38 protein-coding genes are annotated in these 22,974 nt (G+C 56.3%); all 38 read right to left on the bottom strand.

Features of this window, described 5'->3' with window-relative positions:
* Positions 1-11: 11 nt before the first annotated feature.
* On the bottom strand, positions 12-1,190 hold the full coding sequence (gene sat, locus ACFSR7_RS21445; RefSeq protein WP_378165095.1) for a sulfate adenylyltransferase: 1,179 nt from the start codon (positions 1,188-1,190) through the stop codon (positions 12-14).
* A 30-nt stretch (positions 1,191-1,220) separates the two neighbouring features.
* On the bottom strand, positions 1,221-1,913 hold the full coding sequence (locus ACFSR7_RS21440; protein ID WP_378165093.1) for a phosphoadenylyl-sulfate reductase: 693 nt from the start codon (positions 1,911-1,913) through the stop codon (positions 1,221-1,223).
* Between the two features lie 151 nt (positions 1,914-2,064).
* A complete protein-coding gene (gene rpsI, locus ACFSR7_RS21435; protein ID WP_217597898.1) occupies positions 2,065-2,457 on the bottom strand; it encodes a 30S ribosomal protein S9 in 393 nt (130 codons plus the stop codon).
* A gap of 20 nt (positions 2,458-2,477) precedes the next feature.
* Positions 2,478-2,915, bottom strand: a complete 438-nt coding sequence (gene rplM / locus ACFSR7_RS21430; RefSeq protein ID WP_378123707.1) for a 50S ribosomal protein L13 — start codon at positions 2,913-2,915, stop codon at positions 2,478-2,480.
* Between the two features lie 254 nt (positions 2,916-3,169).
* Positions 3,170-3,973: a tRNA pseudouridine(38-40) synthase TruA gene (truA, locus tag ACFSR7_RS21425; RefSeq protein ID WP_378165091.1), complete on the bottom strand. Its 804-nt coding sequence runs from the start codon at positions 3,971-3,973 to the stop codon at positions 3,170-3,172.
* 222 nt (positions 3,974-4,195) lie between these two features.
* Complete coding sequence (gene rplQ, locus ACFSR7_RS21420; protein WP_090117889.1) at positions 4,196-4,561, bottom strand: 50S ribosomal protein L17; 366 nt, start codon at positions 4,559-4,561, stop codon at positions 4,196-4,198.
* 44 nt (positions 4,562-4,605) lie between these two features.
* Positions 4,606-5,550: a DNA-directed RNA polymerase subunit alpha gene (locus tag ACFSR7_RS21415; RefSeq protein WP_271754068.1), complete on the bottom strand. Its 945-nt coding sequence runs from the start codon at positions 5,548-5,550 to the stop codon at positions 4,606-4,608.
* 187 nt (positions 5,551-5,737) lie between these two features.
* The gene (gene rpsK, locus ACFSR7_RS21410; RefSeq protein ID WP_217598039.1) at positions 5,738-6,136 is read right to left on the bottom strand and encodes a 30S ribosomal protein S11; all 399 of its coding nucleotides are present in this window, start codon (positions 6,134-6,136) and stop codon (positions 5,738-5,740) included.
* Between the two features lie 19 nt (positions 6,137-6,155).
* The gene (gene rpsM / locus ACFSR7_RS21405) at positions 6,156-6,524 is read right to left on the bottom strand and encodes a 30S ribosomal protein S13 (protein WP_090117892.1); all 369 of its coding nucleotides are present in this window, start codon (positions 6,522-6,524) and stop codon (positions 6,156-6,158) included.
* Positions 6,525-6,543: 19 nt separating this feature from the next.
* Positions 6,544-6,657: a 50S ribosomal protein L36 gene (rpmJ, locus tag ACFSR7_RS21400; protein WP_003333770.1), complete on the bottom strand. Its 114-nt coding sequence runs from the start codon at positions 6,655-6,657 to the stop codon at positions 6,544-6,546.
* 87 nt (positions 6,658-6,744) lie between these two features.
* A complete protein-coding gene (gene infA / locus ACFSR7_RS21395; RefSeq protein WP_090117962.1) occupies positions 6,745-6,960 on the bottom strand; it encodes a translation initiation factor IF-1 in 216 nt (71 codons plus the stop codon).
* A gap of 2 nt (positions 6,961-6,962) precedes the next feature.
* The gene (locus ACFSR7_RS21390; protein ID WP_378165088.1) at positions 6,963-7,271 is read right to left on the bottom strand and encodes a hypothetical protein; all 309 of its coding nucleotides are present in this window, start codon (positions 7,269-7,271) and stop codon (positions 6,963-6,965) included.
* A 9-nt stretch (positions 7,272-7,280) separates the two neighbouring features.
* On the bottom strand, positions 7,281-8,033 hold the full coding sequence (gene map, locus ACFSR7_RS21385; protein ID WP_378123703.1) for a type I methionyl aminopeptidase: 753 nt from the start codon (positions 8,031-8,033) through the stop codon (positions 7,281-7,283).
* A 6-nt stretch (positions 8,034-8,039) separates the two neighbouring features.
* The gene (locus ACFSR7_RS21380; RefSeq protein WP_271754058.1) at positions 8,040-8,684 is read right to left on the bottom strand and encodes an adenylate kinase; all 645 of its coding nucleotides are present in this window, start codon (positions 8,682-8,684) and stop codon (positions 8,040-8,042) included.
* 37 nt (positions 8,685-8,721) lie between these two features.
* Positions 8,722-10,020 (bottom strand): preprotein translocase subunit SecY, encoded by a 1,299-nt coding sequence (secY, locus tag ACFSR7_RS21375; protein ID WP_378123702.1) that lies wholly within the window; start codon positions 10,018-10,020, stop codon positions 8,722-8,724.
* Positions 10,020-10,463: a 50S ribosomal protein L15 gene (gene rplO, locus ACFSR7_RS21370; protein WP_090117897.1), complete on the bottom strand. Its 444-nt coding sequence runs from the start codon at positions 10,461-10,463 to the stop codon at positions 10,020-10,022. The genes secY and rplO overlap by 1 nt, the downstream gene beginning before the upstream one ends.
* Before the next feature lie 50 nt (positions 10,464-10,513).
* The gene (gene rpmD, locus ACFSR7_RS21365) at positions 10,514-10,693 is read right to left on the bottom strand and encodes a 50S ribosomal protein L30 (RefSeq protein WP_090117898.1); all 180 of its coding nucleotides are present in this window, start codon (positions 10,691-10,693) and stop codon (positions 10,514-10,516) included.
* 12 nt (positions 10,694-10,705) lie between these two features.
* Positions 10,706-11,203, bottom strand: coding sequence for a 30S ribosomal protein S5 (gene rpsE, locus ACFSR7_RS21360; protein WP_090117899.1), 498 nt, complete (start codon positions 11,201-11,203; stop codon positions 10,706-10,708).
* A 27-nt stretch (positions 11,204-11,230) separates the two neighbouring features.
* Entirely contained in the window at positions 11,231-11,596 is a 366-nt protein-coding gene (gene rplR, locus ACFSR7_RS21355) for a 50S ribosomal protein L18 (RefSeq protein WP_217597976.1), read from the bottom strand.
* A 107-nt stretch (positions 11,597-11,703) separates the two neighbouring features.
* On the bottom strand, positions 11,704-12,246 hold the full coding sequence (rplF, locus tag ACFSR7_RS21350) for a 50S ribosomal protein L6 (protein WP_378123700.1): 543 nt from the start codon (positions 12,244-12,246) through the stop codon (positions 11,704-11,706).
* Positions 12,247-12,275: 29 nt separating this feature from the next.
* A complete protein-coding gene (gene rpsH, locus ACFSR7_RS21345; RefSeq protein WP_378165085.1) occupies positions 12,276-12,674 on the bottom strand; it encodes a 30S ribosomal protein S8 in 399 nt (132 codons plus the stop codon).
* Positions 12,675-12,704: 30 nt separating this feature from the next.
* Positions 12,705-12,890, bottom strand: a complete 186-nt coding sequence (locus ACFSR7_RS21340) for a type Z 30S ribosomal protein S14 (protein ID WP_090117903.1) — start codon at positions 12,888-12,890, stop codon at positions 12,705-12,707.
* A 56-nt stretch (positions 12,891-12,946) separates the two neighbouring features.
* On the bottom strand, positions 12,947-13,489 hold the full coding sequence (rplE, locus tag ACFSR7_RS21335) for a 50S ribosomal protein L5 (protein WP_282906477.1): 543 nt from the start codon (positions 13,487-13,489) through the stop codon (positions 12,947-12,949).
* Between the two features lie 35 nt (positions 13,490-13,524).
* Positions 13,525-13,878 (bottom strand): 50S ribosomal protein L24, encoded by a 354-nt coding sequence (gene rplX / locus ACFSR7_RS21330; RefSeq protein ID WP_090117905.1) that lies wholly within the window; start codon positions 13,876-13,878, stop codon positions 13,525-13,527.
* 42 nt (positions 13,879-13,920) lie between these two features.
* Positions 13,921-14,289 carry a 50S ribosomal protein L14 gene (gene rplN, locus ACFSR7_RS21325; RefSeq protein WP_090117906.1) on the bottom strand — a complete coding sequence of 123 codons (369 nt, stop codon included), beginning with the start codon at positions 14,287-14,289 and terminating at the stop codon, positions 13,921-13,923.
* Positions 14,290-14,325: 36 nt separating this feature from the next.
* Positions 14,326-14,589, bottom strand: a complete 264-nt coding sequence (gene rpsQ, locus ACFSR7_RS21320; protein ID WP_282906476.1) for a 30S ribosomal protein S17 — start codon at positions 14,587-14,589, stop codon at positions 14,326-14,328.
* 43 nt (positions 14,590-14,632) lie between these two features.
* Entirely contained in the window at positions 14,633-14,833 is a 201-nt protein-coding gene (gene rpmC, locus ACFSR7_RS21315; RefSeq protein ID WP_090117908.1) for a 50S ribosomal protein L29, read from the bottom strand.
* Positions 14,820-15,257, bottom strand: a complete 438-nt coding sequence (gene rplP / locus ACFSR7_RS21310; protein WP_282906475.1) for a 50S ribosomal protein L16 — start codon at positions 15,255-15,257, stop codon at positions 14,820-14,822. Before rplP ends, rpmC begins: the two co-directional genes overlap by 14 nt.
* 2 nt (positions 15,258-15,259) lie before the next feature.
* On the bottom strand, positions 15,260-15,928 hold the full coding sequence (rpsC, locus tag ACFSR7_RS21305; RefSeq protein WP_090117910.1) for a 30S ribosomal protein S3: 669 nt from the start codon (positions 15,926-15,928) through the stop codon (positions 15,260-15,262).
* A gap of 13 nt (positions 15,929-15,941) precedes the next feature.
* Entirely contained in the window at positions 15,942-16,280 is a 339-nt protein-coding gene (gene rplV, locus ACFSR7_RS21300) for a 50S ribosomal protein L22 (RefSeq protein ID WP_090117911.1), read from the bottom strand.
* A gap of 52 nt (positions 16,281-16,332) precedes the next feature.
* Positions 16,333-16,614, bottom strand: a complete 282-nt coding sequence (gene rpsS, locus ACFSR7_RS21295; RefSeq protein ID WP_271754045.1) for a 30S ribosomal protein S19 — start codon at positions 16,612-16,614, stop codon at positions 16,333-16,335.
* 37 nt (positions 16,615-16,651) lie between these two features.
* Positions 16,652-17,479 carry a 50S ribosomal protein L2 gene (gene rplB / locus ACFSR7_RS21290; protein WP_378123698.1) on the bottom strand — a complete coding sequence of 276 codons (828 nt, stop codon included), beginning with the start codon at positions 17,477-17,479 and terminating at the stop codon, positions 16,652-16,654.
* Positions 17,480-17,508: 29 nt separating this feature from the next.
* Positions 17,509-17,802 carry a 50S ribosomal protein L23 gene (rplW, locus tag ACFSR7_RS21285; RefSeq protein WP_090117914.1) on the bottom strand — a complete coding sequence of 98 codons (294 nt, stop codon included), beginning with the start codon at positions 17,800-17,802 and terminating at the stop codon, positions 17,509-17,511.
* Positions 17,802-18,425, bottom strand: a complete 624-nt coding sequence (gene rplD / locus ACFSR7_RS21280; RefSeq protein ID WP_378123697.1) for a 50S ribosomal protein L4 — start codon at positions 18,423-18,425, stop codon at positions 17,802-17,804. Before rplD ends, rplW begins: the two co-directional genes overlap by 1 nt.
* Positions 18,426-18,455: 30 nt before the next feature.
* Complete coding sequence (rplC, locus tag ACFSR7_RS21275; protein WP_090117916.1) at positions 18,456-19,076, bottom strand: 50S ribosomal protein L3; 621 nt, start codon at positions 19,074-19,076, stop codon at positions 18,456-18,458.
* Positions 19,077-19,132: 56 nt separating this feature from the next.
* Entirely contained in the window at positions 19,133-19,441 is a 309-nt protein-coding gene (gene rpsJ / locus ACFSR7_RS21270; protein WP_027087350.1) for a 30S ribosomal protein S10, read from the bottom strand.
* A gap of 354 nt (positions 19,442-19,795) precedes the next feature.
* Entirely contained in the window at positions 19,796-21,409 is a 1,614-nt protein-coding gene (locus ACFSR7_RS21265) for a methyl-accepting chemotaxis protein (protein WP_378165083.1), read from the bottom strand.
* Between the two features lie 316 nt (positions 21,410-21,725).
* Positions 21,726-22,916, bottom strand: a complete 1,191-nt coding sequence (gene tuf, locus ACFSR7_RS21260; RefSeq protein WP_090117918.1) for an elongation factor Tu — start codon at positions 22,914-22,916, stop codon at positions 21,726-21,728.
* Positions 22,917-22,974 lie beyond the last annotated feature (58 nt).

Here is a 22,974-nt window from a genome sequence, read left to right as displayed (position 1 = left end):
TATGATCGTCCTTAACGGGCGGCCGTCTCGGCGGATGCCGACATGCCTTCGATCAGGATCTTGGCAACCTCGGGTCTGGAAAACTCAGGCGGCGGGCAGATGCCGTCGCGCAGCAGCGCGCGCACCTTCGTGCCGGACAGCGTCAGATGCTCTTCCTTGCCGTGCGGGCAAGTCTTGCTCGAAGCCATGTTGCCGCACTTTTTGCAAAAGAAGCTGTGCTCGAAGTACAGCGGCGTAATGCCGAGCTCGTCCGCCGAAAAAGTCTTGAGCAAATCCTGCGCCTCGTACGTGCCGTAGTAGTCGCCTACGCCGGCATGGTCGCGGCCAACGATAAAGTGGGAGCAGCCGTAATTCTTGCGGACCATCGCATGGAAAATGGCCTCGCGCGGACCTGCATAACGCATCGCTGCCGGGAATACGCCTAGGAATACGCGATCCTTCGGGTAATAATTCTCAAGCAAGGCCACATAAGAATGCATACGAACGTTAGCCGGCACGTCGTCGGACTTCGTCTCGCCTACAAGCGGGTTCAGGAAAAGCGCGTCGACGATCTCCATCGCACACTTCTGAATGTACTCGTGCGCGCGGTGAACCGGGTTGCGCGTCTGGAAGCCGACAACCGTGCGCCAGCCTTTTTCGGCGAAGATCCGCCGGGTCTCGGCCGGGTCGAAGTAATATTCGCCGAACTTCTCCGGTTGCGGACGGTTCAGCACCTGTACCGGTCCGCCGACATAGACGTTCGGACGCTCCATCAGCTTGACGACGCCGGGATGCTCCAGATCGTCCGTCTTGAACACTTGCACGGCTTCATGCTTCTTGTCCGGCGTGTAGATGCTCTCAATATCGACGACGCCGTATACGACGCCATCCTGTTCGCCTACCAGCGCCGCGCGATCGCCGATAGCCAGACCGGCCGCCTGCTCCTCGGTCACCGTCAGCGTGATCGGAATGCTCCATACCGTGCCGTCCGCCAGACGCATGGTGTCGACGACGCTCTTGTAATCCTGCTCGTTCAAAAAGCCTGTCAGCGGGCTGAAAGCGCCGACGCCGATGAGATCAAGGTCCGAGATCGTCCATGCGTTGACCTTTATTGACTTGAAGCCGCTCGCTTGAGCCAACAGTTCGTCCCTGGCGGCTCCTTCAAGCACGCGGTTGATCAAAGTGCCGCCATGCGGCTGAATCGTACTCATTAGATGTAGCTGCTCCTCTCGTAAGGCCGCTTATTTGTGCAGACCGCACTCGGTCTTCTCTTGACCTGCCCAACGTCCAGCGCGCGGGTCTTCGCCCGGCATGACTTGGCGCGTGCAATACTCGCAACCGATGCTCGGATAATAGTTGTCGTGAAGCGCGTTATAAATAATGTTGTTGGAACGAATGTAGTTCCATACGTCATCGTTCGTCCAGGAAGCGATCGGGTTGAACTTGACCAGACCAAACTTGGTGTCGTATTCGACCTTCTTCGCGTTGGCGCGCGTCGGCGCTTGATCGCGGCGAATCCCGGTGATCCATGCTTCGTATTGACCCAAAATGCGGGTCAGAGGCTCGACCTTGCGAATATTGCAGCACGCATTGGCATCAGCCTTCCAAAGCTCTGGGCCGTGCTGTGCTACTTGATCTTCAGGCGTAATGAGCGGGCTGACGCGAACGAACTCCAGGTTATAATAAGCCGCGAGCTTGTCGCGGGTCTCGTACGTTTCTTTAAAGTGGAAGTCGGTATCCAGGTAAAAAATATCGGTTTTCGGGCTGATTTTCTGAAGCATATCAACCAGCACGACGTCCTCTGCGCCGAAGCTGCAGGCAAACGTAATGTTAGGGAACGTCTCAACTGCCCAACGGATCACGGTCTCCGGAGAAGCATGCTCGAATTCTTCCGCTTTCTCGCGGATCAGCGCTTCTTTCTCAAGCAAATTCATTTTCACTACCCCCTGTTGACAAGTAGGTGATGCAATTCGATGCTTTAGTCTAAAAAATTATACGCTTCCTGATCGGAATATACAAGAATAAAATCGGCATAAAAAAGCCCCGACGTCGTCCGAAGAAGCCGTCGAGGCTTGAAAACATAGATTAACGCTTGGAGAACTGAGGCGCACGGCGTGCAGCCTTGAGGCCGTACTTCTTACGTTCCTTCATACGCGGATCGCGCGTCAGGAATCCGGCTTTCTTCAGGGAGCCGCGAAGCTCCGGATCAGCCTTCAGAAGAGCACGGGAAATGCCGTGACGGATCGCGCCTGCTTGGCCAGCGATTCCGCCGCCGTTAGCCAGTACGATGATGTCGTACTTGCCAGCGGTCTCGGTCAGGTTCAACGGTTGCTTAACAATCAGCTTGAGCGTCTCCAGACCGAAGTACTCGTTAATGTCGCGCTTGTTGATCACGATGCGGCCTTCGCCGGGCACGAGACGTACGCGCGCTACCGAATGCTTGCGTCGGCCAGTTCCGATATATTGCACTTGAGCCATTGGTAGGTCCTCCCTCTCGATTAACCGCGAAGTTCGTAAACTTCAGGTTGTTGTGCTTGGTGCGGATGCTCAGCGCCAGCGTATACCTTCAGCTTCGTTTGAAGTTGATGTCCGAGCTTGTTCTTCGGCAGCATGCCGTAAACGGCAAGCTCGATGATACGAGCCGGCTTCTTGGCGATCATATCGCCAGCCGTCGTCGTCTTAAGACCGCCCGGGTAGTGCGAGTGCGTGTAGTATTTCTTTTGTTGAAGCTTCTTGCCCGTGAGGACAATCTTCTCCGCGTTGATGACGATGACGAAATCGCCCGTATCGACATGCGGCGTGAATTCCGGCTTGTGCTTGCCGCGGATCAGCGCTGCGGCTTCGGTAGCCAGACGACCCAGCGTCTTGCCTTCAGCGTCGATGACATGCCACTTGCGTTCAACTTCGTTCGTCTTCGCCATGTACGTTGTGCGCATGTTACTTCCTCCTTCAATCCTGCTCTTATCCGTGATCGGCCTATAGGCCTCGTCAATTGCGTATCGGTCGGGAAATGCAAATGTTGCGATCGTCCGCTTCTGCGCCTCTATCTTCGGGAAGGAGAACGCGCGGCGCGCGACAGGCCGCTTGGCGTATTCTTCATCGGGGCCGTGGGAAGCCATGAAGAACACACAATGACTATTGTACATGATATTCCTGGGCGCCGCAATACTAATTCATGCATTTTAACGCATTAATTATAAGGCGGTTGCCAGTTCAATCCCCACTCGGGCCCATACGCCACGCTGCACATCGTCAGACCGTAAGGCACGGCCGTCGGACCGCTCCTTGCCCGGTTCTTGGCGGCGAGAATGTCGGCGATCTCTTGCGGCTTCCGCTTGCCTTCTCCGACCTGCAGGATCGTCCCGGTGATGATGCGGACCATGTTATAAAGAAATCCGTTCCCCGTAACCGTAATATGCGCGACGCCTCTTCCTGCCGCCTCGCTGCCATTTGCAGCCGTATCCACATGCAAGGAAGCTTCGTAAAGCGTACGTACATGATGCGGCTTGGTGGAAAGCGGCGAAGTGAAGGACGTAAAATCGTGCTCGCCCAGCAGATGCTGCAGCCCTTCGCGCATCGCGGCAAAGTTGAGCGGTGCCGGATGATGGAAGACGCGCTGCCGGGCGAATACGTCCGGGAAACGGAAGGAATTGATCGAGTAGCGGTAGGTCTTGCCTACGGCGCAGCGCCTGGCATGAAAATCCATGTCGACCTCGACGGCCGCATGCACGACGATATCGTCCGGCAGCCGGGAATTCAGCGCGATCGCCCAGCGTTCAGCCGGAATGCTTGACGTCGTCTGAAAATTAGCGACCTGTCCGAGCGCGTGCACGCCGGCATCGGTGCGACCCGAGCCCGTCAGCTTGACGCGCTCGCCGGAAAGCATACGAATCGCCTCTTCGATCTTGTCCTGCACCGTATTGCCGCCGGGCTGACTCTGGAAGCCGTAGTAGCCCGTGCCGTCGTAGCTCACGAGAAGCGCGATGTTGCGCATGCGCCATTCCTCCTTGTGACACAAAAAAAGGATGTGCCGAAAGGGTAGCATTCGGTCCATCCTTTTTTGAATTCAAAGCCCTGTTCGCCGTAGGCTATTTGAGCTTGGAATTCCTCCGCGTGAACGGACGCGCGCCTCCCGAAGGAGGGCGAAGCCGTTAACGCCGCGCAACGGCTTCTCATCTTGGAAGAGGTCGAAACCGATGCGCTGGATCCGCGGGATTTAAGCGCGGTCGACGAGCTCGAGATACACCATTGGAGCCGAATCGCCCCGGCGAGGTCCGAGCTTCAGGATGCGCGTGTAGCCGCCTGCGCGCTCCGCGTAACGCGGTGCGAGATCGGAGAACAGCTTTTGGATCGCGTCCTGCTCGCCGTTCAGCGTCTCGCGGCGCACGAATGCCGCCACTTGACGACGCGCGTGCAGGTCGCCGCGCTTTGCCAGCGTGATCAGCTTCTCGGCGATGGAGCGAACTTCTTTTGCTTTCGCTTCCGTCGTTTGGATACGTTCGTAAAGGAACAGGTCGGTGACCAGGTCACGGAAGAGCGCCTTCCGCGAGCTCGAATCACGACTCAGTTTCTGGTATGCCATCTGTTATTCCCTCCTTGTCGCTTGATGCGGTCTTGTCAGGTCTTCTATTCTTCGAAGCGAAGACCGAGACCGAGTTCTTCGAGCTTCTCCTGTACTTCCTCCAAAGACTTGCGGCCCAGGTTGCGGACCTTCATCATGTCTTCTTCGGTCTTGGTGATCAGCTCTTGAACTGTGTTGATACCGGCGCGCTTCAGGCAGTTGTAGGAACGAACGGAGAGATCGAGCTCTTCGATGGTCATCTCGAGCACTTTCTCCTTCTTGTCCTCTTCCTTCTCCTTCATCGTCTCGGTATCCTTGGCTTCGTCCGTAAGGCCGACGAACAGCGACAAGTGATCCGTCAGGATCTTGGCGCCCAGACTGACCGCTTCTTCGGGCCGGATGCTGCCGTCGGTCCATACTTCAAGCGTGAGCTTGTCGTAGTTGGTTACTTGACCGACGCGGGTATTCTCGACCTTGTAGTTAACGCGGGTAATCGGCGTGTAGATCGAATCGATCGGAATGACGCCGATCGGCTGATCTTCCTTCTTGTTGCGATCCGCCGGGACGTAGCCGCGTCCCTGTCTGGCGAAGATGCGCATGTGAAGACGCGCACCGGAAGCCAGCGTGGCGATATGCAGATCCGGATTAAGGATCTCCACGTCGCTATCTGCCCGAATGTCTCCAGCCGTGATGATGCCCTCGCCTTCAGCATCAATCTCCAGCACTTTCTCCTCATCCGAATGAATCTTCAGGGAGAGACGCTTGAGATTGAGGATGATCTCGGTGACGTCCTCAATCACGCCAGGAATGGTGGAGAATTCATGAAGCACGCCATCGATCTGAACCGATATGACGGCGGCGCCTGGCAGAGACGACAGCAGAATCCGGCGAAGGGAGTTGCCGAGCGTCATGCCATAGCCGCGTTCGAGCGGTTCTACCACGAAGCGTCCGTACCTCTTGTCTTCTTGAATCTCCACCGATTCGATCTTTGGCTTCTCGATCACAATCACAACCAAACCCTCCTTCAAAACGTCGCTGCGTTGCTGACGTTGCCGTTTGTTCGCCCCGTCCGGTCATCCGGGATGACGTACAGTCCCTCAACCAGTATAACCGAATTGGGCAAACCATGTAGTATGCCTAACCATTACAACCATTATTCACAAGTTGTTTTTGTTTGATACCACATAGTGGCGCATATTATACGCGGCGACGCTTCGGAGGACGGCAGCCGTTGTGAGGGATCGGCGTTACGTCTTTGATCATGCTGACTTCAAGACCTGCAGCTTGCAGGGAACGGATCGCGGCTTCGCGGCCGGCGCCAGGACCCTTGACCATGACTTCGACAGCGCGCATGCCGTGTTCCATCGCGGCGCGGGCAGCCGTCTCGGCAGCCATTTGCGCAGCGAACGGCGTGCTCTTACGCGAGCCTTTGAAGCCCATGTTGCCGGAGCTGGCCCAGGAGATCGCGTTGCCGTGCGGATCCGTGATCGTAACGATCGTGTTGTTGAACGTCGAGCGAACGTGCGCAACGCCGGACTCGACGTTTTTCCGATCGCGGCGTTTCGTGCGGACAACCTTCTTGCCTTTTTGTGCCATGCTGATTTATCCTCCCTTCTTACTTCTTCTTGTTCGCTACCGTACGACGCGGACCTTTGCGCGTGCGGGCGTTCGTTTTCGTACGTTGGCCGCGGACAGGCAGGCCGCGACGGTGACGGACACCGCGGTAGCAGCCGATTTCGATCAGGCGCTTGATGTTCAGCGCGATCTCGCGGCGCAGGTCGCCCTCGACCTTTTGCGTCTTGTCGATCGCATCGCGCAGACGAGCGAGCTCGTCTTCGGTCAGATCGCGGACGCGAGTGTCGGGGTTGATTTCTGCCGTAGCAAGAAGCTTCTGGGACGTCGTCTTGCCGATCCCGAAGATGTACGTCAGGGCGATTTCCACGCGCTTGTCGCGCGGGAGGTCAACACCACTAATACGTGCCATATGTTAGGAGCACCTCCTCTTAGCCTTGTTTTTGTTTGTGCTTCGGATTTTCGCAGATAACCATTACGTTACCCTTGCGGCGAATAACTTTGCATTTTTCGCAAATGGGTTTGACCGATGGTCTCACCTTCATGGTAATAGCCTCCTAAAGTGTGCGGCGGCGCTGATGCGCCTATGCGCGTCATGCTGCCGTCACGTGTGGTTCGGTAGACCGGAAGAACTATTTGCGGTAAGTGATGCGGCCTCGCGTTAGATCATACGGCGAGAGCTGGATCACGACCTTGTCGCCAGTCAGGATCCGGATAAAGTGCATCCGCAGCTTGCCTGAGACATGAGCCAGAATCTCATGGCCGTTCTCGAGCTTCACTCTGAACATTGCGTTCGGCAGCGGTTCGACGACCACGCCTTCCACTTCGATTACGTCCTCTTTGGCCACCGTCATTCTCCTTTCTCTTCAGCATGCGCTTCGAGCCGCCTCATGGCAGTGACGACGGTATGCCTAAGCTTGCCGTTGGTCACGCGTCCGGTGTCCCGAATGCTGCTTGCGACTTCGTCGCTCACGATGCCGACCGATTCGAGATGCAGCACGTTTTTGCGCTTCGGCCGGTCGAACCGGCGCTTGTCGCCGTCCGCGACGATCGCGAATCGTTCGTCGGCTAGGGCGATGACCACCGCGAGCTGACCTTCGTCTTTGCCGCGGCGGCTCCTCACGACTTCCCCGGGCGACAGCGATGGCGTCTCCGTCATGGCTGTCGCCTAGTCTTCCGCACGGGTCAGAATCTCGAACCCGTCCTCGGTTACGGCGATGGTGTGCTCAAAGTGCGCGCACAGCGAGCCGTCCACCGTCACGACCGTCCAGTTGTCCGAGAGGGTCCGCACGTAGCGCGAGCCCAGGTTCACCATCGGTTCGATGGCGAGCACCATGCCCGGCTTCAGACGCGGCCCTCTGTCGGGCACGCCGTAGTTGGGAATCTGCGGCTCTTCGTGAAGTTCGCGTCCAACGCCGTGTCCGACGTATTCCCGCACGACCGACATGCCCGCCTCTTCGATCACCTTCTGGATGCCGTGTGACACCGTGAACAGCCTGACATCGGGCTTCACAAGCGCAAGGCCAGCATACAGCGAGGCTTCGGTCACCTCGAGCAGACGCTGCGCGTCCGCGGAGATGGTGCCGACGCCGTACGTCCAGGCGGAATCGCCATGGTAGCCTTTGTACTGCGCGCCGATGTCGATGCTGATGATATCGCCCTCTTGAAGCACCCGGGGACCGGGAAAGCCGTGCACCAGTTCTTCGTTGACCGATGCGCAAATGCTGGATGGAAAACCGTTATAGCCTTTGAAAGACGGAACCGCGTCCTGGCTGCGGATGTACGTGTCGGCGATCCGGTCAAGCTCGGCGGTCGTCACGCCCGGACGCACAGCTTCTTTCATTAGCTGATGCGTCTTGGCGACGATCTCTCCGGCCCGTCTCATCAAGTTCAGTTCCGATTCGGACTTGCACACGATCATGGCCGGTTACCCTCTGAGGAGGGAGGAAATATCGGCCGTAACCGCGTCGATGTCCTTCTCCCCGTCCACTTCTCGGAGCAGCCCTTTGCCTTCATAGTAGGCAAGCAGCGGAGCCGTCTTGCTCGTGTATTCATCCAGCCGGGTGCCGACCTTCTCCTCCGTATCGTCGGAGCGCTGATACAACTCTCCGCCATCCTTGTCGCACACGCCCTCAACTTTGGGCGGATTGAACAGAACGTGATACGTAGCGCCGCAGGTCCGGCAGATCCGTCTGCCCGTCAGGCGCGCGAGCAAACGATCGCGATCAACCTTCAGGTTCACGACATGATCGATCTTCTTGCCGAGTCCGGCGAGAATCTCGTCAAGCGCTTCGGCCTGCGCCAGCGTGCGGGGGAAGCCGTCGAGCAGGAATCCCTTGTCGCAGTCGGCCAGGGACAGTCGGTCCTTGACGATGCCGTTGGTGACTTCGTCCGGAACGAGGAGGCCTTGGTCCACGTACTTCTTGGCTTCGACGCCAAGCGCGGTGCCTTCCTTCATCGCCAGACGGAATGCGTCGCCGGTCGAGATGTGCGGCACGCCGAACGAATCGACGATGCGTTCCGCCTGCGTGCCTTTGCCGGCCCCAGGAGGACCCATAAACAGGATGTTCATTGCCGTACCTCCTGAATGTCCCTCATTTTGAAGCAGCTTACTTATTGATGAACCCCTTGTAGTGACGCTTGATCAGGTTGCTCTCGACCTGCTTCATCGTCTCAAGCGCGACGCCGATAACGATCAGCAGCGACGTGCCGCCCAACTGAACCGACTTCGGAAGACCGAAGGCAGAACCGAAGATAACGGGAAGGATCGAGATGACAGCCAGGAACAGCGCCCCGGCGAGGGTGATGCGGGTAATGACTCTCATCAGATAGCCTGCCGTCGGCTTGCCCGGACGAATGCCTGGGATGTAGCCGCCGTTCTTCTTCATGTTGTCCGCGAGCTGTTGCGGATTGAACTGCACGAACGTGTAGAAGAAGGTAAACCCAACAATCAGCAAGATATAGAATACCATACCGAGCGGCTTGTTGTAGTACAGGTTGTTGATGATCCAGTTGGCCCAAGTGTGACCGGCCCAGAATTGGGCGATTGTGATCGGGAACATCAGGAGCGACGAAGCGAAGATGACGGGGATGACGCCCGCGCCGTTAACCTTGAGCGGGATATGCGTCGATTGGCCGCCATACATCTTCTGGCCGACTACGCGCTTGGCGTATTGGACCGGAATCTTGCGTACGCCCTGCTGGACGAAGATAACGCCGACAATGATCAACAGGATCACGATCAGGATGATGACCATCTTCAGGACGGCCCAGAAGATCTGGTCGCCGTTCACGAATTGGTCCTGATAGATCTCTTGGATATACGTCGGAATTCGGGAGACGATCGCCGCGAACATCAGAATGGAAATGCCGTTGCCGATGCCCTTCTCGTTGATCTGCTCGCCGAGCCACATCAGGAAGGCCGTACCGGCCGTAAGCACGATGGCGATCAAGATATAGGTCGCCGGCGACGGATCGATGACCATCTTCGCGCTATAGATACGGTTAAAGCCGATCGAGGTCGCGAAAGCTTGGATCAAACCGAGGACAATCGTTAGGTAACGGGTCAACTGCGCCGACTTGCGCTTGCCGATCTCGCCTTCTTTCGCCCACTCCGCAAGCTTCGGAATAACATCCATGGAGAGGAGCTGCACGATGATCGACGCCGTGATATACGGCATGATCCCGAGCGCGAAGATGGAGAATTGGAAAAGCGCGCCGCCCGAGAACGTATTGAGCAGGCCGAACAGCTCGTTACCTTGCTGATTGGCCTGTTCCAGCACGCTCTTGTCGATGTTCGGCACCGGGACAAAGGAGCCGACGCGATAGACGAGCAGTATGAAAAGCGTGAATAGGATCCTCTTGCGAAGGTCCTCGACCTTCCAGATGTTGCTCACGGTAGCGAACATTAGATCACCTCGGAGTTACCGCCGGCGGCCTGGATTTTTTCAGCAGCGGATTTGGAGAACTTGTGGGCTTTTACGGAGATAGCTGCAGTCAGCTCGCCGTTGCCCAGAATCTTGATGCCGTCCTTAGGGTTCTTTACGATCCCTTCGGAGAGCAGCAGTTCCGGCGTTACTTCCGTGCCGGCCGCGAATCCGCTCAGTTGATCCAGGTTAACAATCGCGTATTCCGTAGCAAAACGGTCGTTGTTGAAGCCGCGCTTCGGAAGTCTGCGGTACAACGGGTTTTGACCGCCTTCGAAGCCGGGGCGTACGCCGCCGCCGGAACGGGCGTTCTGGCCTTTATGACCGCGCGTGGACGTCTTGCCCATGCCGCTGCCGATGCCGCGACCGACGCGTTTGCGGCTGAACTTGGATCCAGTTGCAGGAGAAAGTTCATGCAATTTCATCGTTCGTCGCACCTCCTTGATTGATTTGCCTTGCTTTTGGCTATATAGCCTTATACTTCTTCGACGGTGATCAGGTGGCTAACGGTGTTAACCATGCCGCGGATCGCCGCGTTGTCTTCTTTGACGACCGTCGAATTCACTTTGCCGAGGCCCAGCGATTTGACGGTTTGGCGTTGGTTCTCAGGACGGCCGATCAAGCTGCGCTTGAGGGTGATCTGCAATTTCGCCATTTTAACCCCTCCTTAACCCAACAGCTCTTCCACGGTTTTGCCGCGGAGCTTGGCTACGTCTTCGGCGCGCTTCAGGCGGGACAGACCTTCCAACGTCGCGTTGATCATGTTCATCGAGTTGGAGGAACCCAGCGATTTCGTCAAAATATCGCCGACGCCGGCCAGTTCGAGTACAGCGCGGACAGGACCGCCCGCGATGACGCCCGTACCTTCGGATGCCGGCTTCAGCAGCACTTTGCCGGCGCCGAAGTGACCCGTAACGGCGTGCGGAATCGTTTTGCCGACAAGCGGAATGAAAATCAAGTTCTTCTTTGCGTCATCGACGCCTTTGCGGATTGCGTCCGGCACTTCGCTGGCTTTGCCGATGCCCGCGCCAACCCAACCTTTGCCGTCGCCTACGACGACAAGTGCGCTGAAGCTAAAGCGACGGCCGCCCTTGACGACTTTGGAAACGCGGTTGATCTGGACCATTTTTTCGGTAAGTTCCAGGGTATTAGGATCTACACGCAAGTCGTTAACCTCCTTGTTTGCGTAATATTAGAACTGAAGACCGGCTTCGCGAGCCGCGTCCGCCAGTGCTTGAATGCGTCCGTGGTACAGGTAACCGCCGCGGTCGAATACGATGCTCTCGTATCCCTTCGCCTTAGCGCGTTCTGCAACCAGTTGACCGACCTTAGCAGCCGCTTCAACGCTGCCGCCGTTGCCGATCTCGCCGATTTCCTTATCCAGCGTGGATGCCGATGCCAGGGTCACGCCCTTGACGTCGTCGATCAGCTGCGCATAGATATGCTTGGAAGAACGGAACACGGAGAGGCGCGGACGTTCGTTCGTGCCGCTGATCTTCTTGCGCACGCGCAGGTGACGCTTCAGACGGGCCTTGTTCTTATCGCCTTTGGTAATCATTCCGGGGTTCACTCCCTTCTCGCTTCGCTATCCGACCGGTCATCAGGCAACGGATCGCCGTGTGCCGGCCGAGTGCCATATCTTAAGCGGCGCGATGCCGCCTTTCATTACTTCTTCTTGCCGGCTTTGCCTTCCTTGCGGATAATGCGTTCGCCTTCGTACTTGATGCCTTTGCCCTTGTACGGCTCAGGCGGACGGACTTCGCGAATCTTCGCTGCGATCGCGCCGACCGCTTCCTTGTCGATGCCGCGAACCGTGATACGGTTCTGAGCAGGCACTTCGAATTCGATGCCGCTAGCAGCGACGAACTCGACCGGATGCGATTTGCCGACGTTCAGGACGAGCTTCTCGCCTTGCTTGCTGGCACGGTAACCGACGCCGACAAGCTCAAGGTTCTTAGCGAAGCCTTCGGTAACGCCGCTTACCATGTTGGCGACGACGGAGCGCGTCGTGCCGTGCAGGGCGCGGTGTTCTTTGTTGTCGGTAGGACGTTCGACGTTGATGACGCCTTCTTCGACAACCAGCTTCATGTCTTTATGCAGTGTGCGGCTCAGCGTGCCCTTGGGGCCCTTGACCGTGATGACGTTGTTGTCCAGGTTCACGTTCACGCCGTTTGGCACCTGGATGGGTTTGCGTCCGATACGGGACATTGGTACACCTCCTAACTTGTCGCTTTAAATTACCAGACGTAGCAAAGGACTTCGCCGCCGGCTTTCCCTTGACGGGCTTCCTTGTCGGTGATGATGCCTTTGGACGTCGAGATGATCGCGATGCCGAGGCCGCCGAGTACGCGCGGTACTTCGTTCGACTTCGTGTAGACGCGCAGGCCGGGCTTGCTGATACGCTTCAGGCCCGTGATGACGCGCTCGTTGTTCGGTCCGTACTTCAAGAAGATGCGGATCAAACCTTGCTTGTTGTCTTCAACGTATTCGGCGTCGCGGATAAAGCCTTCGCGCTTCAGGATCTCAGCAATTTGCTTTTTGACCATAGACGCAGGCAGCTCCACCGATTCGTGGCGGACGAGATTCGCGTTGCGAATGCGCGTCAGCATATCTGCAATGGGATCAGACATAACCATGGGGTAAACCTCCTTCCCGAACTAGGCTGATTACCAGCTCGCTTTTTTAACGCCAGGAATCTGGCCTTTGTATGCCAACTCGCGGAAACAAATCCGGCAAATTTTAAACTTTTGCAGAACGGAGTGCGGACGTCCGCAGCGCTCGCACCGCGTGTAAGCCCGAACTTGGAACTTCGGCGGACGTTGCTGCTTGATTTTCATCGACGTTTTTGCCACTTTGCTTTCACACCTCCCGTAGGGTACCTTGGCTTGGATAGCCAGGCTCGGCGGAGTTACTTCACGAACGGTGCGCCCAGTTGGGTCAGCAGTTCGCGCGCTTCTTCGTCCGTATTCGCCGTCGTGACGATGACGATGTCCATCCCGCGGACCTTATCGATCTTGTCGTATTCGATCTCGGGGAAGATCAGTTGTTCCTTCAAGCCGAGCGTGTAGTTGCCGCGACCGTCGAACGATTTGCTCGAGATGCCGCGGAAGTCACGTACGCGAGGAAGCGAGATGTTGAACAGCTTGTCGAGGAAGTAGTACATGCGGTCGCCGCGCAGCGTGACCTTCACGCCGATCGGCGCGTTTTCACGGAGACGGAAGCCTGCGATGGACTTCTTCGCACGGGTGATGACCGGCTTTTGACCGGCGATCTTTTGCAGATCTTCGACCGCTGCGTCCAGAACCTTGGAGTTCGAGACCGCTTCGCCGACGCCCATGTTGATGACGATCTTCTCGATCTTCGGTACTTGCATGACCGATTTGTAGCTGAACTTCTGCACCAGTGCAGGCGCGATTTCAGCGTTGTAACGTTCCTTCATTCTTGCTGCCATGTGTCACAGTGACCTCCTTTCTTTCAGGGATCGTATTAGTCGATTTCTTGGCCGGACTTCTTCGCGACGCGAACTTTTGTGCCGTTGTCCAGCACCTTGTAGCCGATACGCGTAGGCTTGCCGCTCTTCGGATCAACGTGCATGACGTTGGATACGTGAATCGGCGCTTCCTGCTCGATGATGCCGCCTTGCGGGTTCGTCTGGGAAGGGCGCGTGTGCTTCTTCACCAGGTTGACGCCTTCGATCAGTACGCGGTTTTGACGCGGGTAAGCGGCGATTACGCGCCCCTTCTTGCCCTTATCCTTGCCGGTGATGACGATGACGTTATCGTCTTTTTTGACGTGAAGCTTATTGTTGTGCGATTCCAGCACTTTTTTCAAACGGGGCATGGGTACACCTCCTTGAGTGTTTCTCCATGGACATCGGCCGGATTAAAGCACTTCCGGTGCCAGAGAAATGATTTTCATGAAATCACGTTCGCGAAGCTCACGTGCGACTGGCCCGAAGATACGGGTACCGCGCGGGCTCTTGTCTTCCTTGACGATAACGGCTGCGTTCTCGTCGAACGCGATGTAGGAGCCGTCTTTACGGCGTACCGAACGCTTCGTGCGGACGATTACGCATTTGACGACATCGCCCTTCTTGACAACGCCGCCTGGTGTTGCTTGTTTGACGGAAGCGACGATCAGATCGCCGATGTGACCGACGCGACGTCCCGTGCCTCCAAGCACGCGGATACACATCAGTTCCTTCGCGCCGGAGTTGTCGGCAACGCGCAATCTCGTAAACGGTTGAATCATCGTGAGGTCCTCCTTTCGGTGCTAAGGTGGCGTTTCTTACAGAATAACGGCTTTCTCGGTAACTTCGACCAGGCGCCAGTTCTTGTCCTTGGACAGCTTGCGGGTCTCCATGATCTTCACGGTGTCGCCGATTTGTGCTTCGTTGTTCTCGTCGTGCGCCTTGAACTTCTTCGTGTACTTGATCCGCTTATGGTACAGGCTGTGCTTCTTGTGCGTTTCGACAGCCACTACGATCGTTTTGTCCATCTTGTCGCTAACGACTTTGCCGATCTGAACCTTACGGTTGTTGCGTTCGCTCATGGTAATACTCCTTCCCGGAGGCGTCTTGGGCTCGATTCAGCAATTAGCTGATGATGCCCAGTTCACGCTCGCGCAAAATGGTTTTGGCCCGGGCAATCTCTTTCCGCAGTTCGCTGATGCGATGCGGGTTGTCCAGTTGGCCGGTAGCCAGTTGGAAACGAAGGTTGAACAGCTCTTCCTTGAAGCCGGAAACCTTCTGTTCGATTTCGACCGAAGTAAGGTTACGGAATTCACTGGCCTTCATTTGCTTCACCACCCAGTTCTTCGCGTTTCACGAACTTCGTCTTGATCGGCAGCTTGTGCGCAGCCAGACGCATCGCTTCGCGTGCGATTTCCTCGGAGACGCCTGCGAGCTCGAACAAAATCTTGCCCGGCTTCACGACGGCAACCCACTTCTCGACGTTACCTTTACCGCTACCCATCCGCACCTCGAGAGGCTTTTGAGTAATCGGCTTGGACGGGAAGATTTTGATCCATACCTTACCGCCACGCTTGATATAGCGGGTCATTGCGATACGCGCAGATTCGATCTGGCGGTTCGTCACCCACGAAGGCTCCAGTGCTTGCAAGCCGAATTCGCCGAAGCTTACTTCCGTACCGCCCTTGGCACGGCCCTTCATCTTCCCGCGGTGCTGCTTGCGGTGTTTGACGCGTTTAGGGACCAACATGCTTAGTTGCCTCCTTCCTCAGCTACTACTCTCTTCTTCTTGGCTGGAAGGACTTCGCCGCGGTAGATCCAGACTTTAACGCCGATACGACCGTAGGTCGTGTGCGCTTCAGCCGTACCATAGTCGATGTCGGCGCGCAGCGTGTGAAGCGGAACCGTTCCTTCGCTGTAGCCTTCCGTACGTGCGATTTCGGCGCCGCCCAGACGTCCGCTTACGAGGGTCTTGATACCCTTGGCGCCCATGCGCAGCGTGCGCTGCATCGATTGCTTCATAGCGCGGCGGAACGAGATACGGCGTTCGAGTTGTTGCGCGATGCTCTCGGCGACGAGGATGGCATCCATTTCCGGGGTCTTGATCTCGGAGATGTTGATGTGTACCTTCTTGCCGTTCGTCAGCTTCGTCAGCTGACCGCGGATAACTTCTACTTCGGAACCGCCCTTGCCGATGACCATGCCCGGCTTGGCAGTATGAATCGTGACGTTGACGCGGTTCGCGGCGCGTTCGATCTCGAAGCGCGATACGGATGCGTCCTTAAGCTTGGCCTTGAGGAATTCGCGGATTTTGACATCTTCCATAAGAAGCGTGCCGAAGTCCTTGTCGGCGTACCACTTGGATTCCCAATCGCGGATGACGCCGATACGAAGACCGACCGGATTTACTTTCTGACCCACACGTTATCCCTCCTTATTTCTCGGATACGACCAGCGTGATGTGGCTGGAGCGCTTGAAGATGCTGAACGCGCGGCCCTGCGAACGGGGTTGGAACCGTTTGAGGGTCGGACCTTCGTTGACGAATGCTTCGCTGATAACCAGCTTGTTGACGTCGAGCTGATAGTTGTGCTCTGCGTTAGCCACTGCGGAGTTCAGGAGCTTCTCCAGGATCGGGGAAGCCGAACGCGGCGTGTGGCGCAGAATGGCGATTGCGTCGCCTACCTTCTTGCCGCGGATCAGATCTGCGACCAGACGGACTTTGCGGGCCGGGATACGAATGTATCGCGCTACGGCCTTGGCTTCTTGTGCCATCGATGTACCTCCTCCCGTGTTGCGTTCGCCGGACGAAGCCGGCGCTTAGGATTTATCGTTTGCCGGTCTTCTTGTCATCGGCGGTATGGCCTTTGTACGTGCGCGTAGGCGCGAATTCACCAAGCTTGTGACCGACCATGTCTTCCGATACGTATACCGGCACATGCTTGCGGCCATCGTAGACGGCGAACGTATGACCTACGAATTGCGGGAAAATCGTCGAGCGACGCGACCACGTCTTGATGACGACTTTTTTGCTGGACTCGTTCAGCACTTCGACTTTCTTCAGCAGATAGCCGTCGATGAACGGGCCTTTCTTTAAGCTGCGACCCATGGGTAAATCCTCCCTTCAGCCCGTAATGGACTCGCCTTTACTTGCGGCGGCGTACGATGTATTGGCTCGAGGCCTTCTTTTTCTTGCGCGTCTTGTAACCGAGCGTCGGCTTGCCCCAAGGGGACAGAGGAGACTTGCGGCCGATTGGAGCGCGGCCTTCGCCACCGCCGTGCGGGTGATCGACCGGGTTCATGACGACACCGCGGACAACCGGGCGTTTGCCGAGGTTGCGGGAGCGGCCGGCTTTACCGATATTGATCAGCTCGTGGTCTTGGTTGCCCACGGATCCGATCGTAGCGCGGCACTGCTTCAGGATGCGGCGAATCTCGCCGGATGCAAGGCGGATCGTGACATAAGTCTCTTCCTTACCCAGCAGTTGAGCTTCGGTGCCTGCAGCGCGAACCAGTTGTCCGCCCTTGCCCGGCTTCAGCTCGATGTTGTGGATAACCGTACCGACCGGGATGTTCTCCAGCGGAAGAGCGTTGCCCACTTTGATGTCGGCGTCAGCGCCGGACACGATTTGATCGCCGACCTTCAGGCCTTTCGGAGCGACGATGTAGCTCTTCGCGCCATCCAGGTAGTGGATCAGAGCGATATAAGAGGTACGGTTCGGATCGTACTCGATCTGAGCGACCTTGCCCGGTACGCCGTCCTTGTTACGCTTGAAATCGATGATACGATATTTGCGCTTGTGTCCGCCGCCTTGGTGACGAACCGTAATCTTACCTTGGTGGTTACGACCGCCGCGCTTCGACAGCGGTGCAAGCAAGGATTTCTCCGGTACGTTCGTGGTTACTTCCTCGAACGTAGACATCGTCATCTCACGACGGCTTGGCGATGTCGGATTAAACTTTTTGACTGGCACTTGGTTTCCCTCCTTACTTTACGAAGATGTTAGACCGATGCTTCGAAAAATTCGAGCGGCTTGCTGTCCGCGGACAGCTGCACGATGGCCTTCTTCCATTCGGAAGTGTAGCCGGAGTGACGGCCGTAGCGGCGCGGCTTCGGCGGTACGCGCATCGTGTTGACGCTGACGACCTTCACCTTGAAGATCGCTTCGATCGCTTGCTTGATTTCCGTCTTGTTCGTGCGAAGGTCGACTTCGAAGACGTACTTCAGCTGATCGATGAATTCGCTCGTGCGTTCCGTGATGACGGGGCGCTTGATAATATCGCGAGGGTCTTTCATTACGCGAATACCTCCTCGACTTTAGCGACCGCGTCCTTCGTGATGATCAACTTGTCATGGACAAGAACATCGAGCACGTTGATTCCGTTGGCGGAGACGAACTTGACGCCAGGAATGTTGCGTGCGGACAGGGCCACATTGTTCTCATAATCGGCAGTGACGACGAGCGCCTTGCGGCCGACCTTGAGGTTGTTCAGAATGCCTTTGAATTCCTTGGTCTTAGGCGATGCCAGACTCAGTTGGTCCAGGACGATGATGTCGCTGGCGATGACTTTGCTGGACAGCGCGGACTTGATCGCCAGACGGCGAACCTTGCGAGGAAGTTTGAAGCCGTAGCTGCGCGGAGTCGGTCCAAAGACAACGCCGCCGCCCTTCCATTGCGGGGAACGGATCGAGCCCTGACGAGCGCGGCCGGTACCCTTTTGCTTCCATGGCTTACGGCCGCCCCCGCGTACTTCGGAGCGCCCTTTGGTCTTGTGAGTGCCTTGGCGCACGGCTGCTTGTTGAAGCACGACCGCGCTGTGCATGACCGATGCATTCGGGTTAACGCCGAAGATCAGGTCCGACAATTCGATCTCGCCGACCGCGCTGCCGCTCACGTTGTATACAGATACTTTAGGCATGTGGTAGTCCTCCTTTCTTGTTGAATCGGATTATTTCTTCACCGACGAGCGGAGTTTGAGGTAGCTGTTGCGAGCGCCCGGCACGGATCCCTTGATCAGGATAACGTTGCGTTCAACGTCGATCTTGACGACTTCAAGGTTTTGAACCGTGATCGTCTCGGAGCCGAGACGGCCGTGCATCTTCTTGCCCTTAGGTACGCGGTTCGCGTCGCGAATCGTAGCAAGCGAGCCGTTACCGCGGTGGTACTTCGAACCGTGCGTCATCTTGCCGCGTTGGAAGCCCCAACGCTTGATGGCGCCTGCAGTTCCCTTACCCTTCGAAATACCCGTTACGTCAACAAACTGCCCTTCGGCAAATACGTCAACTTTAACTTCAGCGCCGACTTCGAGTTCCGAAGATCCGCTAACTTCGCGGATGAAGCGCTTGGGCGCCGTACCGGCCTTCTTTGCATGGCCCGTTTCCGGCTTGTTTGCGAGCTTTTCGCGCTTGTCGGCAAAGCCGAGCTGCACAGCTTCGTATCCGTCGTTGTCGGAAGTTTTTTTCTGCAGCACGACGTTTGGCGTTGCTTCGATGACAGTGACCGGCACGACGCTTCCGTCAGCCGCGAACACTTGCGTCATACCGAGCTTACGTCCCAAGATTCCTGGCATGTTGACACCTCTCTTCTACTTCTTATTCACATCTGGATAAGTCTTTGTCGTGCTTATTACAGCTTGATCTCGATGTCAACGCCGGACGGCAGGTCCAGACGCATCAGCGCGTCGACCGTTTGCGGCGTCGGATTGACGATGTCGATCAGGCGCTTGTGCGTACGCATTTCGAACTGCTCACGCGAATCCTTGTACTTGTGGACCGCGCGCAGGATCGTGATGATCTGCTTTTCGGTCGGCAGCGGGATCGGACCGGATACGCCGGCACCCGTGCGCTTTGCCGTTTCTACGATCTTCTCCGCGGATTGATCAAGAATGCGGTGGTCGTAGGCTTTCAAACGGATACGGATTTTTTGCTTTGCCATAGAAAATTCCCTCCTTCATTCGCCCAATTTTGGAATCGGACATACTCCGTGAGAATACCCCGACAATCACCGCTCAGCCACCCTATGGCAAAGGGGCCGGGTGTGTCGGCAACCTCTCACATCATCGCACAGTCGCAGACCAACATTTATTATTATAGCGATTCGCCCAGGTCAATGCAACAAATTTTTAGGCAAATTGAAAACAAATCATGTGTCGCATCGCAAAGGGCGATTTTTATCCTGCTCGATCATACCGCCATTCAACGTGTTTCTTCTATATATAATAGCGATGGATACAAGAACAAGAAAAGCCGAACGCGTATGCGTCGGCTTCTCATTGATATCGCGGTTCGCTTAAATCCGAAATCGGCTGACCGCTTCGTTCAGCTCCGACGCCAGCGACCGGAGTTGTTCGGCCGAGCCTGCAATCTCCTGAACGGAGGCAAGCTGCTCCTCGGACGCTGCAGCCACCTGCTGCGATTCCTCGGTGGAGCGTTTGGCTACGCGTTCGAGCTCTTCGATCGAGGCCGCCACCTCCTGGCTGCCTGCGGACATTTGCTGGGAAGCGGCGGATACGTCCTGGACTTGGCCGGACACTTCTCGGATTGCCTGAAGTATCGTACGGAACGACTCTCCCGTTTGCGTCGCAAGCGCCGTTCCCGCCCGCGCTTCTTCCGCCGATTGCGACAAGGTCGACGCAGCTGCGGACGTTTTGGATCCGACCGCATGCAGAATCGTCGCGATCGCTTCGGACGATTCCTTGGAGCGTTCGGCCAGCTTGCGGATCTCCTGCGCGACAACGGCAAAACCCTTGCCTTGCTCGCCTGCGCGCGCCGCTTCAATCGAGGCGTTCAGCGCGAGCAAATTCGTCTGATTGGCGACTTCTGCGATCATGCTGACGATCTCCTGAATTCTCACGCTCGAAGCTTGCAGTTCTCCCATCATATCGCTGGCACCGAACACGTTTTGCTCGATCTGCCGCATTTGCCGTGCCGTATCCTCCAGCGTTTGCTCGCCTGACGTCGCCAGCTCGGCCGTACCGACCGCGAGTTCGGATAACGTTGCCGACGATTCTGCGATACGGCCGATCCCAATCGCGATCTCGGACATCGCACGCTGACATTCCTGCGAGCTCGTCAACTGCGCTTCGGCTCCCGAGGCCACAGTTTGAATGGACTCCGTAATTTCTCCTGTGGCGACAGCCGCTTGCGCAGAAGTATCCTTTAACGTGCGTGAAGCGGCGGTTACCTCGTCTGCCGTACGTTTAACGCTCCCCGTCAGATCCCTAAGGCTACGAACCATCGCATTAAATGATTCCGCCGCCTGTCCGATTTCATTATTCGAACTCACCGGCACTTGAACGGTCAGATCTCCCTTCGCTGCTTCTTGTGCGAGCGCGGCCAGTCGCTTGAGCGGGCGCAGCGCGTAACGCATAAAGAGGACAAGCAGCAAAATCGCGGCCACTGCGACCGCCACACCGATCCAGACCGCGCGAATCAAAATTCCTTTCATTCGCCCCTGAACCTTGCCGTAATCATAGTCGAGACCGAGTACCGCGACAACTTGTCCATTGCCGTTCTTCACCGGTCCCTGATAGGATATCCAAGTTCCGGCGTTATCCGTATAGGCATCGCTCAGCGAAGACTTCCCAGCCAAAGCATCCGTATATGCCCGTTTAAAATCCCCGGAAAGCATATAGTCGCTACCGGTATGAATACCGGCTTCGTCGAACGCTTGATTGACTTGAAGATGGACGACCTTCGTTCCTTCCGGCGTCTCTTCAGAAAACGTCGAGAAGTAATATGAATTGATCATAAGATCTCCGTCGGTCATGGCATTCAGCAATCTGCGCAATATGGCCTGATTCTCCTGGTCAGGCTCAGCTCCCTTTTCAAAAGCTTCGGCAACGGGCTGCAGCAGATTCGTATTGGCCGAGGCCTGCGCAGTGAGCCGATCGCCTATGGACATAAACTCTTTGTATGCAGCATCGCGCTGCGCGTTGTATTGAAGCCACGACATAATTCCAATCAACAGGATAAAGAGTACGGACAGCACAAGACTGCTTGTAAAAACCAGGCTTTTGCGAATTTGAAGTCTAGACAGATGGATGCACCTCGCCCTTGGATTTGTTTCTATTATAAGGGAGAAAGGTTAGAAATACATGTCATTTCTTGTCGAATTAAGACCGATATTGTCGTATTTTTTACAGACTTTGTTTACTGCAACAAAAAGAAGACCTTATCGAGCGCAGTGCCCGATAAGGTCTTCTCTAGGTAAGGCGAAATTACTTTTGGATGGAAGCAACAGCGCCGGCGCCAACCGTACGGCCGCCTTCGCGGATGGAGAAGCGAGTGCCTTCTTCAACAGCGATCGGAGCGATCAGTTGAACGGTAACGGTGATGTTGTCGCCAGGCATAACCATCTCAGTGCCTTCCGGCAGGTTGATGATACCCGTAACGTCAGTTGTACGGAAGTAGAACTGAGGACGGTAGCCCGTGAAGAAAGGCTTGTGACGGCCGCCTTCTTCTTTGGTCAGGACGTAGATTTGAGCCGTGAATTCCGTGTGTGGCTTAACCGAACCCGGCTTAGCGATAACTTGGCCGCGTTCGATGTCCTTACGGTCAACACCGCGAAGCAGTGCGCCAACGTTGTCGCCGGCTTGAGCGGAGTCAAGCAGCTTGCGGAACATTTCAACGCCCGTTACAACGGATTTGCGGGAATCTTCAACCAGACCGATGATTTCAACTTCATCGCCGATTTTGATCGTACCGCGCTCAACACGGCCCGTAGCAACAGTACCGCGACCCGTGATCGTGAAAACGTCCTCGACAGGCATCAGGAAAGGCTTAGCCGTGTCGCGTTCTGGTTGCGGGATGTAGGTATCGACTTGTTCGAACAGCTCAACGATCTTGTCAGCCCAAGGGCCGTCAGGATTTTGCAGAGCTTCACGAGCAGCGCCGCGGATGATCGGCGTGTCGTCGCCCGGGAACTCGTACTCGTTCAGCAGGTCGCGGACTTCCATTTCAACCAGCTCGAGGAGCTCTTCGTCTTCAACCATGTCGCACTTGTTCAGGAATACGACGATGTAAGGAACGCCTACTTGCTTGGAGAGCAGGATGTGCTCGCGCGTTTGCGGCATAGGGCCGTCAGCAGCGGATACAACCAGGATCGCGCCGTCCATTTGAGCAGCGCCGGTGATCATGTTCTTGACATAGTCGGCGTGTCCAGGGCAGTCAACGTGAGCATAGTGACGGTTAGGCGTTTCGTATTCAACGTGAGCCGTGGAGATCGTGATACCGCGCTCGCGCTCTTCAGGAGCCTTGTCGATTTGGTCGAACGCAACAGCTGCGCCGCCGTACTTCTTGGACAGAACCGTCGTGATGGCAGCAGTCAGCGTCGTTTTGCCGTGGTCGACGTGGCCGATCGTACCGATGTTAACGTGCGGTTTATTACGTTCAAATTTAGCCTTTGCCATGGATCTTTTCTCCTCCTTGTTAGTAAAGCCATTTTTATAGGGAGGACAAAGCCGGAGA

This window comes from Cohnella sp. GCM10020058 (genome assembly GCF_042683485.1).
Taxonomy (GTDB): domain Bacteria; phylum Bacillota; class Bacilli; order Paenibacillales; family Paenibacillaceae; genus Cohnella.
The sequence above is the reverse complement of the archived record's forward strand: the minus strand, read 5'-3'. Positions and strand labels throughout refer to the sequence as shown.

Coding starts and splice junctions, on each gene's coding strand:
- ACFSR7_RS21265 (WP_378165083.1), bottom strand. CDS start 21,409: ATGTCCATAGGCGATCGGCTCACTGCGCAGGCCTCGGCCAATACGAAT.
- rpsJ (WP_027087350.1), bottom strand. CDS start 19,441: ATGGCAAAGCAAAAAATCCGTATCCGTTTGAAAGCCTACGACCACCGC.
- tuf (WP_090117918.1), bottom strand. CDS start 22,916: ATGGCAAAGGCTAAATTTGAACGTAATAAACCGCACGTTAACATCGGT.
- rplR (WP_217597976.1), bottom strand. CDS start 11,596: ATGATTACCAAAGGCGATAAGAACAAGGCCCGTCTGAAGCGTCACCTG.
- ACFSR7_RS21380 (WP_271754058.1), bottom strand. CDS start 8,684: ATGAACATCCTGTTTATGGGTCCTCCTGGGGCCGGCAAAGGCACGCAG.
- rpmJ (WP_003333770.1), bottom strand. CDS start 6,657: ATGAAGGTGAGACCATCGGTCAAACCCATTTGCGAAAAATGCAAAGTT.
- ACFSR7_RS21390 (WP_378165088.1), bottom strand. CDS start 7,271: ATGACGGAGACGCCATCGCTGTCGCCCGGGGAAGTCGTGAGGAGCCGC.
- rplC (WP_090117916.1), bottom strand. CDS start 19,076: ATGCCAGGAATCTTGGGACGTAAGCTCGGTATGACGCAAGTGTTCGCG.
- rplW (WP_090117914.1), bottom strand. CDS start 17,802: ATGAAAGACCCTCGCGATATTATCAAGCGCCCCGTCATCACGGAACGC.
- rplN (WP_090117906.1), bottom strand. CDS start 14,289: ATGATTCAACCGTTTACGAGATTGCGCGTTGCCGACAACTCCGGCGCG.
- rplM (WP_378123707.1), bottom strand. CDS start 2,915: ATGCGCACAACGTACATGGCGAAGACGAACGAAGTTGAACGCAAGTGG.
- secY (WP_378123702.1), bottom strand. CDS start 10,020: ATGTTCGCTACCGTGAGCAACATCTGGAAGGTCGAGGACCTTCGCAAG.
- rplD (WP_378123697.1), bottom strand. CDS start 18,425: ATGCCTAAAGTATCTGTATACAACGTGAGCGGCAGCGCGGTCGGCGAG.
- ACFSR7_RS21440 (WP_378165093.1), bottom strand. CDS start 1,913: ATGAATTTGCTTGAGAAAGAAGCGCTGATCCGCGAGAAAGCGGAAGAA.
- rpsH (WP_378165085.1), bottom strand. CDS start 12,674: ATGGTTATGTCTGATCCCATTGCAGATATGCTGACGCGCATTCGCAAC.
- rpsM (WP_090117892.1), bottom strand. CDS start 6,524: ATGGCACGTATTAGTGGTGTTGACCTCCCGCGCGACAAGCGCGTGGAA.
- rpsQ (WP_282906476.1), bottom strand. CDS start 14,589: ATGAGCGAACGCAACAACCGTAAGGTTCAGATCGGCAAAGTCGTTAGC.
- rplO (WP_090117897.1), bottom strand. CDS start 10,463: ATGAAATTGCATGAACTTTCTCCTGCAACTGGATCCAAGTTCAGCCGC.
- sat (WP_378165095.1), bottom strand. CDS start 1,190: ATGAGTACGATTCAGCCGCATGGCGGCACTTTGATCAACCGCGTGCTT.
- rplP (WP_282906475.1), bottom strand. CDS start 15,257: ATGTTGGTCCCTAAACGCGTCAAACACCGCAAGCAGCACCGCGGGAAG.
- truA (WP_378165091.1), bottom strand. CDS start 3,973: ATGCGCAACATCGCGCTTCTCGTGAGCTACGACGGCACGGGCTACTAC.
- map (WP_378123703.1), bottom strand. CDS start 8,033: ATGATCGTGTGCAAGTCCGAATCGGAACTGAACTTGATGAGACGGGCC.
- rplX (WP_090117905.1), bottom strand. CDS start 13,878: ATGCCCCGTTTGAAAAAAGTGCTGGAATCGCACAACAATAAGCTTCAC.
- rpsK (WP_217598039.1), bottom strand. CDS start 6,136: ATGGCACAAAAAGGCAAGAAGGTTGTCCGCACGAAACGCCGCGATCGG.
- rpmC (WP_090117908.1), bottom strand. CDS start 14,833: ATGAAGGCCAGTGAATTCCGTAACCTTACTTCGGTCGAAATCGAACAG.
- rpmD (WP_090117898.1), bottom strand. CDS start 10,693: ATGGCGAAATTGCAGATCACCCTCAAGCGCAGCTTGATCGGCCGTCCT.
- rpsI (WP_217597898.1), bottom strand. CDS start 2,457: ATGGCTCAAGTGCAATATATCGGAACTGGCCGACGCAAGCATTCGGTA.
- rplQ (WP_090117889.1), bottom strand. CDS start 4,561: ATGGCATACCAGAAACTGAGTCGTGATTCGAGCTCGCGGAAGGCGCTC.
- rplV (WP_090117911.1), bottom strand. CDS start 16,280: ATGGCACAAGAAGCCAAGGCCGTAGCGCGATACATTCGTATCCCGGCC.
- rplF (WP_378123700.1), bottom strand. CDS start 12,246: ATGTCCCGTATCGGACGCAAACCCATCCAGGTGCCAAACGGCGTGAAC.
- rpsS (WP_271754045.1), bottom strand. CDS start 16,614: ATGGGTCGCAGCTTAAAGAAAGGCCCGTTCATCGACGGCTATCTGCTG.
- rplE (WP_282906477.1), bottom strand. CDS start 13,489: ATGGCAGCAAGAATGAAGGAACGTTACAACGCTGAAATCGCGCCTGCA.